Source organism: Streptomyces sp. 8K308, assembly GCF_004348315.1.
Taxonomy (GTDB): domain Bacteria; phylum Actinomycetota; class Actinomycetes; order Streptomycetales; family Streptomycetaceae; genus Streptomyces.
This window is the reverse complement of sequence record NZ_SMKC01000271.1, coordinates 1-9,715: the sequence shown is the minus strand read 5'-3', so window position 1 is coordinate 9,715 and position 9,715 is coordinate 1. Positions and strand designations below refer to the sequence as shown.

At 74.1% G+C, this 9,715-nt stretch carries 11 protein-coding genes and 1 pseudogene; 7 read left to right on the top strand and 5 right to left on the bottom strand.

Annotated elements, in window-relative coordinates; all coding sequences use genetic code 11:
* Positions 1-101: 101 nt before the first annotated feature.
* The 4 genes from E1265_RS27695 to E1265_RS27680 form a co-directional block, all read right to left on the bottom strand.
* Positions 102-692: a hypothetical protein gene (locus E1265_RS27695; protein ID WP_132933730.1), complete on the bottom strand. Its 591-nt coding sequence runs from the start codon at positions 690-692 to the stop codon at positions 102-104.
* A 62-nt stretch (positions 693-754) separates the two neighbouring features.
* A complete protein-coding gene (locus tag E1265_RS27690; protein WP_132933729.1) occupies positions 755-1,072 on the bottom strand; it encodes a hypothetical protein in 318 nt (105 codons plus the stop codon).
* A complete protein-coding gene (locus E1265_RS27685) occupies positions 1,069-1,785 on the bottom strand; it encodes a response regulator transcription factor (protein ID WP_207931235.1) in 717 nt (238 codons plus the stop codon). Before E1265_RS27685 ends, E1265_RS27690 begins: the two co-directional genes overlap by 4 nt.
* On the bottom strand, positions 1,776-2,975 hold the full coding sequence (locus E1265_RS27680) for a sensor histidine kinase (protein WP_243741152.1): 1,200 nt from the start codon (positions 2,973-2,975) through the stop codon (positions 1,776-1,778). The genes E1265_RS27685 and E1265_RS27680 overlap by 10 nt, the downstream gene beginning before the upstream one ends.
* A 111-nt stretch (positions 2,976-3,086) precedes the next feature.
* Here E1265_RS27680 and E1265_RS27675 point away from each other — a divergent pair, with 111 nt between their 5' ends.
* The 5 genes and pseudogenes from E1265_RS27675 (at position 3,087) to E1265_RS27660 (ending at position 6,962) form a co-directional block, all read left to right on the top strand.
* Positions 3,087-4,358: a serine hydrolase domain-containing protein gene (locus E1265_RS27675; RefSeq protein ID WP_132933728.1), complete on the top strand. Its 1,272-nt coding sequence runs from the start codon at positions 3,087-3,089 to the stop codon at positions 4,356-4,358.
* A 256-nt stretch (positions 4,359-4,614) separates the two neighbouring features.
* On the top strand, positions 4,615-4,812 hold the full coding sequence (locus E1265_RS37340) for a hypothetical protein (protein ID WP_165953907.1): 198 nt from the start codon (positions 4,615-4,617) through the stop codon (positions 4,810-4,812).
* Positions 4,740-4,916, top strand: a pseudogene (locus E1265_RS27670) (transcriptional regulator); the annotation flags it as partial. The gene E1265_RS37340 and the pseudogene E1265_RS27670, both read left to right, overlap by 73 nt.
* Before the next feature lie 163 nt (positions 4,917-5,079).
* On the top strand, positions 5,080-6,036 hold the full coding sequence (locus E1265_RS27665; RefSeq protein WP_132933727.1) for a pyridoxal-phosphate dependent enzyme: 957 nt from the start codon (positions 5,080-5,082) through the stop codon (positions 6,034-6,036).
* 131 nt (positions 6,037-6,167) lie between these two features.
* A complete protein-coding gene (locus tag E1265_RS27660) occupies positions 6,168-6,962 on the top strand; it encodes an SAM-dependent methyltransferase (RefSeq protein ID WP_132933726.1) in 795 nt (264 codons plus the stop codon).
* 58 nt (positions 6,963-7,020) lie between these two features.
* Here the strand turns inward: E1265_RS27660 and E1265_RS27655 are convergent, their stop codons facing one another.
* The gene (locus E1265_RS27655) at positions 7,021-7,686 is read right to left on the bottom strand and encodes a VTT domain-containing protein (RefSeq protein WP_132933725.1); all 666 of its coding nucleotides are present in this window, start codon (positions 7,684-7,686) and stop codon (positions 7,021-7,023) included.
* A gap of 261 nt (positions 7,687-7,947) precedes the next feature.
* Between E1265_RS27655 and E1265_RS27650 the strand changes: the two genes are divergently transcribed.
* Both E1265_RS27650 and E1265_RS27645 read left to right on the top strand, forming a co-directional pair.
* Positions 7,948-8,493, top strand: coding sequence for a superoxide dismutase family protein (locus E1265_RS27650; RefSeq protein WP_132933724.1), 546 nt, complete (start codon positions 7,948-7,950; stop codon positions 8,491-8,493).
* Positions 8,494-8,767: 274 nt separating this feature from the next.
* Positions 8,768-9,361, top strand: a complete 594-nt coding sequence (locus E1265_RS27645) for a TMEM165/GDT1 family protein (RefSeq protein WP_132933723.1) — start codon at positions 8,768-8,770, stop codon at positions 9,359-9,361.
* Positions 9,362-9,715: the final 354 nt, after the last annotated feature.

The window sequence follows — 9,715 nt, the reverse complement described above, 5'->3', positions numbered from 1 at the left end:
GCGCCGCTCCCGAGAAGATGGCCGTTATGTTCGTTTTCTTCTTCAATCGCCTGGGATGTCTCGGGTCTGCCCTCGTCAGCCTCGCCGGGACGGCGGTCCTGCTACTGCTCATCTACGCCTGCCAGCGGCCGGGCTGAGCGGAGGACCGTCGGGTCTGCGAGGCGGAGGCGTCCGGTGATGCAGCGGGCTCCGCGTAGCCACCCCTCGCTCGCGCCGTGAGCGGCGGCGTCGGCGATGAACTCGTCGAGCCGGTCGGCGATCTGAGCCGGCGTGAGGCCGTCAGCGCCCGTCTGAGCGCCCGAACGCGTGTCCGGCGTCTCCGTGCCCGCGCCGGCCGCTGTGGCGGCTTCCTGCGGGCCGTGGGGCGCGCCGGCGGGGGCGTCGGCGAGGAGGGCGCGGGCGGTGGCGCCGGGGCTGAGCATGCGCTGCATGAACGCGTCCCGCTCGGCCGTCTCGGCATCGGCCGGCCAGACCTGTCGGGCGGCGATCGCGGCGGCGGCGTGGGCGTGCGCGGCTTCCCGCAGCCACGCGCCCAGTGCCTCCCCGACGGCGGGCGGCATGGCGGCGGTGGTGATGTCCTCCCAGCGGAGGCCGCTTTTCGCGAGGAGGGCGCGGGTTCGGTCGGCGTCGGCGCCGAGCCACTCGGCGGCGGCGGTGAGCAGCGCGGCGGGGTCGGGGGTGGGCTCGGTCATCGGGTCTCCCGGATGGTGCTCGTCTTTAACCGGCCCCCGGTCGATCCCCGCGCGTCCGCCCGTCACCCCGGAGGTGACGGGCGGCAGACCTCGCAGGGGGCGACGCGGTCGCCGTGCTCGGCGAGCAGTCGGCGCAGCGCGGCGACGTCCAGGTCGGGTGCGCCCGGGTGCCAGCAGCCCTCCTCGTGGAGGGTTCCGCGCCGGGGGGCGCCGGGCGGGCGGCGCTGCCACCGCACCCACCAGCGCGGCCGGCGGGCCTCGGCCGCCGCCGTCCGCTCGGCGTCGGCGACCTCCTGTCGCACCTCGGTCAGTCGTTGTTGCAGCCACGCGGCGAGCGCCCGGAGGGTGGGCAGATCGCTCGGCAGCTGCTTGTCGTTCATGTGTTCGATTCTAGGTGTCGTCGCGCCGCGTTGTTCCGGGGCACGGGTTCCGCCGGCGTGAGCGCGGTGCCGCCGTGGCGGCGGAGGTAGGCCAGGACGGCGCGGACGCGGCGGTGGCCGCTGTCGCCGGCCGACAGGCCGAGCTTGAGGAAGACGTTGCCGATGTGCTTGTGGACGGCGTTGTCGGTGATGACGAGCCGTTGGGCGATGGTCGCGTTGTCTTGGCCCTCGGCCATGAGCGCCAAGACCTCGCGCTCGCGTGCGGTCAGGGCGTCGACGGGATCGCCGCGTGCGGCGAGGAGTTGGGCGATGACCTCGGGGTCCATGGCGGTGCCGCCGCCCGCCACCCGGCGCAGCGCGTCGGTGAACTCCGCCACGCGGCTCACCCGGTCCTTGAGCAGGTATCCGATGCCGCCCCGGGCGTCGGCCAGGAGGCGGCCCGCGTACTCCTGCTCGACGTACTGCGAGAGGACCAGGACGGGAAGTCCTGGATGGTCGCGGCGGGCCAGGACCGCGGCCCGGATGCCCTCGTCGCGGAAGGTCGGGGGCAGCCGCACGTCCACGACGGTGACCTCCGGCCGGTGGGTCTCGACGGCGGTGAGGAAGCCGGGGGCGTCGGCGGCGATCGCGACGACCTCGAAGCCCTGGGAGTCGAGCAGGAGCTTCAGCCCGGAGGACAGCAGGACGTTGTCCTCGGCGATCACTACGCGCACGGCAGCTCCACGGTGATGACGGTCGGCCCGCCCGGCGGACTGCTGATCTCCAGGGTGCCGTCCAGGGCGGCGGCGCGGCGGCGCATCCCGTCGAGCCCTGACCCTCGGGTGGCGTACGCTCCGCCGGTCCCGTTGTCGGCGATCTCCGCGCGGAGCAGCGCGCCGTCGCGGGTGACGCGAACCGACGCGCTGGTGGCCCGGCTGTGTCGGGCGATGTTCGCCAGTGCCTCGGTGACGGCGTGGTAGGCGACCGCTTCGACCGCCGCGGGAACGTCGCCGAGCGGGCCGATGTCGATGTGGGTCGGCACCCCGGCCCTGGTGGCCAGGGCGTTGAGTGCGCCGGCGAGGCCCTGGTCGGCCAGTACCGGGGGATAGATGGTGCGGATGACGGAGCGCAGCTCGGTCATCGCGTCCTCGGTCTCGGCGTGGGCCTGCCGCACCAGAACGGCGGCCGCGTCGGGGTCGTCGGAGAAGCTCTCGCCCGCCACGGCGAGCCGCATCGCGATGGCCACGAGCCGGGCCTGGGTGCCGTCGTGCAGGTCTCGTTCGATCCGGCGGAGCTCCGCACCGTGCGCCTGCAGGACGTCCGCCCGGGTCCGGGTGAGCTCGGTGACGCGCTCGACCAGTCGCTCCGCGGGCGATGGCGCCAGGATCGCCAGGCAGCTCCGGGCGTGCGCTCGGGCGAGCGGGGGCAGGGCGACGGCCGCCAGTGCGGCCAGCACCACGAGATTCACCAGGCCGAGCGGCAACGCGGTGCCCCAGCCGGTGATGCGAACGCTCATCACGGGCAGCCACGGCGCCGTGGGGAAGGCCCACCACAACACGGCGATGACGGGAGTGAGGAAGAGACAGCACAGGAGGAGCAGGGCGAGAGCGCCGGCCGGCAGACCGGTGACCACCTGCGTCACGAGCCACCACAGGTCGCGACGGGCGGGGCGCGGACACGGCGCGACCGGCTGCCCAAGCAGCGCCCCGGCGCGCCGGCGATGCCGCTCCGCCCAGGGCTGTGCCAGCGACGGAACGCACAGCAGGGGCGCCGCGGCGAGCGTCGCCGTCGCGGCCACCAGGGTGCCCAGCAGGTAACGCCCGCCGCGCCACGTCTTTGACCACCGTGCGCGGGCCGAGCGGAGTAGGCCGAGCACGTGTTTCGCTTTGCCTCGGTCGTCCAGGAAGGTTGCGGAAGGCCCCACGCCATGCACCCTAGGTGTCGGCCAGATCCCGCGGCACTACAGCTAGCTGTACCTTTCAAACGGTCGCTTGGGGTAGCGATGTGCGACATCGCGCCTACCTAGCGTGGGGGCATGAGATTCGTTTCCCCGGCCTCCGCGCCGCCCCACTCGAACACCCCCCTACCCGGCCGGCCCGCACGCCGGCCGCGTCGCCGCGTCCACGATCGGTGGCTGGCCACCGCCGCGGCCGTCCTCGTCACCGCAGGCACGGCCGTCGCCGTCCAGCTGCCGGCCGACGCGCACGAGGCCACCGCGCCCGGATACGGGCAGGACGACCTGCGCCGGGACACCGATGCCATCCAGGCGCTGGGGGTCACCGGCGTCCAGGCGCGGGTGACCACCGGCCGCGGCCGGGATCTGGTCGCCACCAGCGGCGTCGCCGAGGTGGGCACGGACCGTCCGGTGCCCAGCGACGGCTACTTCCGGATGGCCAGCACCGGCAAGGCGCTGGTGGCCACCGTGGTCCTGCAACTGGTTGACGAGGGCAGGCTGGCGCTCGACGACACGGTGGACCACTGGCTGCCCGGCCTGGTGGACGGCAACGGCAACGACGGGCGCCGGATCACCCTCCGCCACCTCCTCCAGCACACCAGCGGCCTCCACGACGATCTCCCCGGCTTCACGACCCCGCAGGAGTACTACGAGCGCCGGTACGACACCTACACCCCCCAGGAGATGGTCGCCCGGGCGATGCGGCACCGCCCGGACTTCGCACCCGGCGACGGGTGGGGTTACTCCAACACCGGCTACGTCCTGCTTGACATGATCATCGAGAGGGTCACGGGTCGCCCGTGGCACCAGGAGGTCGAGGACCGGATCCTGCGACCACTCGGCATGGACCACACCTACCTGCCGGGCGGCACCCCCACCCTCCGCCGTCCCCACGCCAACGCCTACGAGGTCTTCCCCTCCGGCGAACGGGTCGACGTCACCCGGGTGATCGTCCCCGACCCCGGCGGCTACGTCTCCACCACCGCGGATGTCAACCGCTTCTTCCAGGCCCTGCTCGGCGGCGAGCTGCTGCCCCAGGCACGGCTGGCCGAGATGCGGGACACCGTCCCGGTCAACGAGGAGATGCAGGTGTTCTGGCCAGACGGGCGCTACGGCCTCGGCCTGGTCAACCGGCCCCTGTCCTGCGGCGGCAGCTACTGGAGCCACGAAGGCGGCGAAAGTGGCTACATCACTCTGAACGGCGCCACCCACGACGGCGGCCGCGCCGTCACCGTCTCCATGTCCACTGCCCTGAACGACTCACCCGACGGCGTGCTCCGACAGGAGCGGGCCGCCAGTGACCTCGTCGACCACGCGCTGTGCGACACCCCGGGCGACCGGCAGGACCCGTAGCGGCCTTCCCCGGCGTCCGGGCCTGGCTTGCCTCCCCTTCGACTCGCCCCCAGGAAAGTCGAGATGTGGGTCTCCCTGGCCGGCCTGGCCTGGCCTGGGCCTGGAGCCGCCGCGGTGGGGCGTCTGGCTGGCCCCGCCGCGTACGTCGCGCTGCTGGGCGCGCTGGCCGTGGGCGTACGGCCGCGGGAGCCGGACGCGGCTGCACCGCTCCCGCCCCACCTGGCGGACGTCGGCCACGTTCGTCGCCGGGGGAGTGGTGACCGGCGGGACGGTCCTGCCGTCCGGCCGGCTGGCCGAGTCACTCGAGCCGACGTTCGCCGGTCTGATCCAGGCCATGGTCTCGACGGTCGTGTTCCTGCCGTTCGTCGGGCCGGCGAGCCGCTGGGCTGCCGGCTCGGTGCGCGGTGGGGCGGAGGCCGGCCGAAGAGCACCCCCACCGGCTTCGACGAGCTGATCCACCCCGGCACCCGGCTGTCGGTGATCGCACTGCTCGCCGCCACCGCCACCCAATGGGCGGACTTCGCGTTCGTCCGCGACAGCCTCTCGCTCAGCGACTCGGTGCCGATCCTGGCCCTCTACGCCCTGCTCCAGCGCTGGATCGTCGGCGACCTGACGGCCGGCGCCGTCAAGGGCCAGTTACAAGCCGCCGGGGGGCCGGGCGTGGGCCTCGGGTGACCGGGGCCCACGCCGCACACAATCGAAACTCCATACAATCAAACGGATGTCGCTACCGCCGCCCACGTTGCCCTCGCCGCTCACCCGGGTGGCGGACGAGCGGCTGGCCGGCGCCGGCGTCGAGCTCCGGCTCAAGCGGGACGACCTGATCCATCCGACGGTCCCCGGCAACAAGTGGCGCAAGCTGATCCCCAACCTGGTCGCCGCCCGGGAGGCCGGGCACACCCGGGTGCTCACCTTCGGCGGCGCCTACTCCAACCACGTCCGCGCCCTCGCCGCGGCCGCCGCCGGCCAGGGCCTGGAGAGCGTCGGCGTCATCCGCGGCGACGAACTCGCGAACGCGCCCCGCAACTGGTCGCTCGCCCGCGCCGAGGCCGCCGGCATGCGGCTCGTCTTCGTCGACCGCGCCCGCTACCGCCGGCTGCGCGAGACCCTGCACGAGCCGGCCACCCGCCGCCGGCTCGCCGACGAGTTCGGCCCCTGCGCCGTGCTGCCCGAGGGCGGCTCCAACGTGCCGGCCGCGCGCGGCGCCGCCGCCGTCGCCGCCGAGCTCGTCACCCAGCTCCCCGACCTCGGCCCCCGCGACCTGGTCTGCTGCGCCGTGGGCACCGGCGGCACGCTGGCCGGCATCGCCGCCGGGCTGCCGCCCGGCGCCCGCGCCCTCGGCGTCGCGGCGCTGCGCGGCGGCGCCGGCTACCTGGAGCGGGAGATCGCCGGGCTGCACGCGGACGGCTGGGGCCGCCCGTTCGCCAACTGGTCGCTCGACCACACGGGACACGGCGGCGGCTACGGCCGGGTGTCGCCCGAACTCGACTCGTTCGCGGCCGAGTTCGCCGAACGGCACGGGGTGCGGCTGGAACTGCGCTACGTCGCCAAGGCGCTGCGCCACCTCTACGCGGCGGTCGCCGCCGGGAGCGTGCCGCGCGCCACCCGGATCACCCTCGTCGTCACGGGCCCGCCCGACCCGGTCGCCGCGCCGGCGCCGGCCGCCGATGGCTCATGAGCGCCGTGGAACGTCCGGAACACACCGGTGCGCGCTGACAGCTGCGCCGACAGCGCCTTACTGTGCCGTCAGTTCGACTTCTGATCGATCCTTCCGTCTCGCATCGCATCCCCTACGAAGTGGAGATACGCGTGGCCGACATCGACCTGCGCACCGATCAGCCGCACTCAGCGCGGATGTACGACTATCTGCTGGGCGGCAAGGATCACTACGAGGTCGACGGCCAAGCGGCCGAGAAGGCGCTGTCCTCGTTCCCCATGCTGCGCACCGCCGCGCGCGAGAACCGCGGGTTCCTCGGCCGGGCCGTGCGCCACCTGGTGCGGGAGGCCGGCATCCGCCAGTTCCTCGACCTCGGATCCGGCCTGCCGACCGCCGAGAACGTGCACCAGGTCGCCCAGGCCGAGGCGCCCGACACGCGCGTCCTCTACGTCGACAACGACCCCATCGTGCTCGTGCACGGCAGCGCGCTGCTCGCCAAGGACGCCAGGACCGCCGTCATCCAGGGCGACATCCGCGACCCGCGCGCCATCCTCGAGAACGAGAAGACCCGCGCGCTGATCGACTTCGACCGGCCGGTGGGCGTGCTGGCCGTCGCCGTGCTGCACTTCGTCGGCGACGACGAGGACCCGGCCGGCATCGTGCGATCCCTGCGTGAGGCTGTGGCCACGGGCAGCCACTTCATCCTGTCGCACGCCACCGCCGACATCGCCCCCGAGGCCGCGATGGGCGTCCAGCACGCCTACCGCGCCCAGGGCGTGCCGCTCACGCTGCGCAGCAGGGAGCGGTTCGCCGAGTTCTTCGACGGCATGGAGCTGGTCGACCCGGGCATCCAGGTCGTCTCCGACTGGCGCGCCACCGTCCCCGAGGCGGAGCGGCCCAGCCACGCCGACGTCTCCTGGTACGGCGGCATAGGCCGCCTCGCCTGACGCGTCGAGGGAGTCGGCCCTGCGCGGCCGGCCCCCTCCACGCGTCGGTGCTCGAAGATCAGGAGACGCCGGGATCCGCCGGGAGCGGCACCGCGATCGGCTCGGCCGTCGGCTCCGGGCGCAGCAGGCGGGCGGCCACCACGCCGGCGGCCAGCAGCGCCACCACGGAGAGGCCGGTGCTGAACCAGCTCGCGCCGAGCAGCTGACCGCCCAGATAGCCGACGCCGACGCTGTAGCCCGTCCACACCACGGCCGCCAGCGCCGACCACGGCAGGAACTCGCGCTTGCGGCGACGCGACACCCCGGCGCCCAGACTCACCACGGCGCGCCCGGCCGGCGCGAACCGCGCCAGCACCACCAGCGGCCCGCCACCGCGCCGCAGCGCCGAGTCGAGGCGCTCCTGGGCCGCCGACAACCGACGCGAGCGCGCGATCGCGCCCCCGAAGCGGCGACCGCCGCGCAGCGCGAGAGCGTAGGCCAGCAGGTCGCCGAGGAAGGACGCCGTGATGGCGCACGCCCCGAGCAGGAAGATCTGCGGCAGGTGGGGGTTGGTCGGGGACGGCAGCGCCGCCACGTCGACGGCCGTGCCGGCCGCGACCGCCGCCGCGGTCACCACGAGCGCGCCGCTCGGCAGCAGGGGCACGAAGACGTCCAGCAGGATTGACGCCGCCACGACCACGTAGATCCACGGAGCGTAGAGCAGCACCCCCAACGTCTCCTGCACCGCGCTGCTCCCGTTTCCCCTGATGACGTGCTCTGTGACGTGTACCTGGTCTGTGGCTGTGACGCCCTCTACGGGCGTCGTGGTTCCGCCGCCAAGAGTACGCCCGGGTCCCCCACTCGGTGTACACGGGTGCGTGTGGCGGGCATCTCGTTCGCGGCCTGGGCAGGGTGATCGCGCGGGGGACGTCACCCCCACCCACGAGCCACACCCCCACGAGCCACACCCTCCACGAGCCCACCCCACGAGCAGGGAGCACGATAGATGAGAGCACGGATGACCAGCGCGGTCGCGCTCACCGCGGCCCTGGCCACGGCCGGTACGCCGGCGGCCGCCGAGGACGGCGACTACTGGCTGCGAACCGGCACCCAGTTCGCGACGGCGGGCCCCGGCGAGCCGCCGAGGGCCGTCAGCTACGACCCGGAGCTGGTGCCGCCCGGCGCGCACATCACGGTCACCGAATACGTCGTGGACGGCGCCCTGACGGTCGAGGTGTCGGCGCGCGGCCTGGTCCCGGGGCACACCTACGGCACCCACGTCCACGTCGCGCCGTGCGGCGCCGACCCCGAGGCGGCCGGCGAGCACTACCAGAACAAGCCGGGCACGGTCGACGCGGAGAACGAGGTGTGGCTCGACTTCACCGCCGACGCGGACGGCGCGGGCGGCGCGATCTCCGAGCACGAGTGGCTCTTCCGCCCCGGCGAGGCCGCGTCCGTGGTGCTGCACGAGCGGGCCACGGGACCCGACGGCATGGCGGGCGACCGGGTCGGCTGCTTCACGGTGCCGTTCGCCGCCCTCGGCGCGGACTGATCACCGCTGGTTGCTCCGGCTCCGGGCGCCTCATATAGAGTGTGCGAGTCTGAAGGGGAGTAGCTCTTCGCCGGACCGTCGACATACTGGCCCGCCCGTGAACGCCTCGGCATCACGCGGGAGGGGCCCGGCGCCCGGAGCGGACGCCCGCCGCCTCGCGCGGCCGGTCCGCCAGCGAGACCTTCGGCCGTCAGTGTCATGGACGCTGCCGCGCCGAAGTCCGCCTCCCCCGCGGGATCCTCCGGCGCGGCGGCCCGAGTGTTCGAGGATTGCCGTGTTCAGTCTCGCCATCGCCGCCGTCGTGTTCGGCGTCATCTTCCTCGCCGAGCTCCCCGACAAGACCGCCCTCGCCGGTCTGGTGCTCGGCACCCGCTTCCGGGGTTCCTACGTCTTCGCCGGCGTCGCCGCCGCCTTCGTGGTGCACGTGGTGCTCGCGGTGGCGGCCGGCAGCGTCCTGACGCTGCTGCCGCGGCGTCCGCTGCAGCTCGTGGTCGGCGTCCTCTTCCTGGCCGGCGCTGCGATGCTGCTGCGGGAGGTGCTGAAGAAGGACGAGGAGGAGGAAGAGGATCTCAAGGAGCCGTCCGACCCGTCCTTCTGGAAGGTGGCGGGCAGCGGCTTCACCCTGATCCTGGTCGCGGAGTTCGGCGACCTCACCCAGATCATGACGGCCAACCTGGCCGCGCGCTACGACGACCCGATCTCGGTCGGCGTGGGCGCGGTCCTGGCCCTGTGGGCCGTGGCCGGCCTCGGCATCCTGGGCGGCCAGGCACTGCTGAAGCGCGTGCCGCTGACGCTGATCACCAAGATCGCGGCGTGCGTGATGGTGGTGATGGCAGCCTGGAGCTTCTTCGAGGCGGCGACGGCCTGAGGTTTCGCTGCGCGCTTGGCCTGGGCAACCGGCCCGCCGGCCCGCTGCGCGCTTGGCGTAGGCCGCCGGCCCGCCAGGCCCGGGCCTGGCGGCCGTGCCGCGCCCACCCAACCGCCCTCGGTGGGTGGCCTCGCGCGGCACGGGCCGCGTGACCCGGCGGCGAAGCCGCCACGGGCCCGCGTACCGCGCGGAGCGCGGTGGCGGCCCGGCCGCCCCGCCCGCGCGCAGCGCGCCAAAGGGGCGGGCGGGGAAAAGCCCGGACGCGCAGCGCCCGGACACCCGACGGGCAGCGGAGCCGTCGCGGACTCGGCGTGGGAGCGCCCCGCCCGCGCGGAGCGCGAGAAGGGGTGGGTG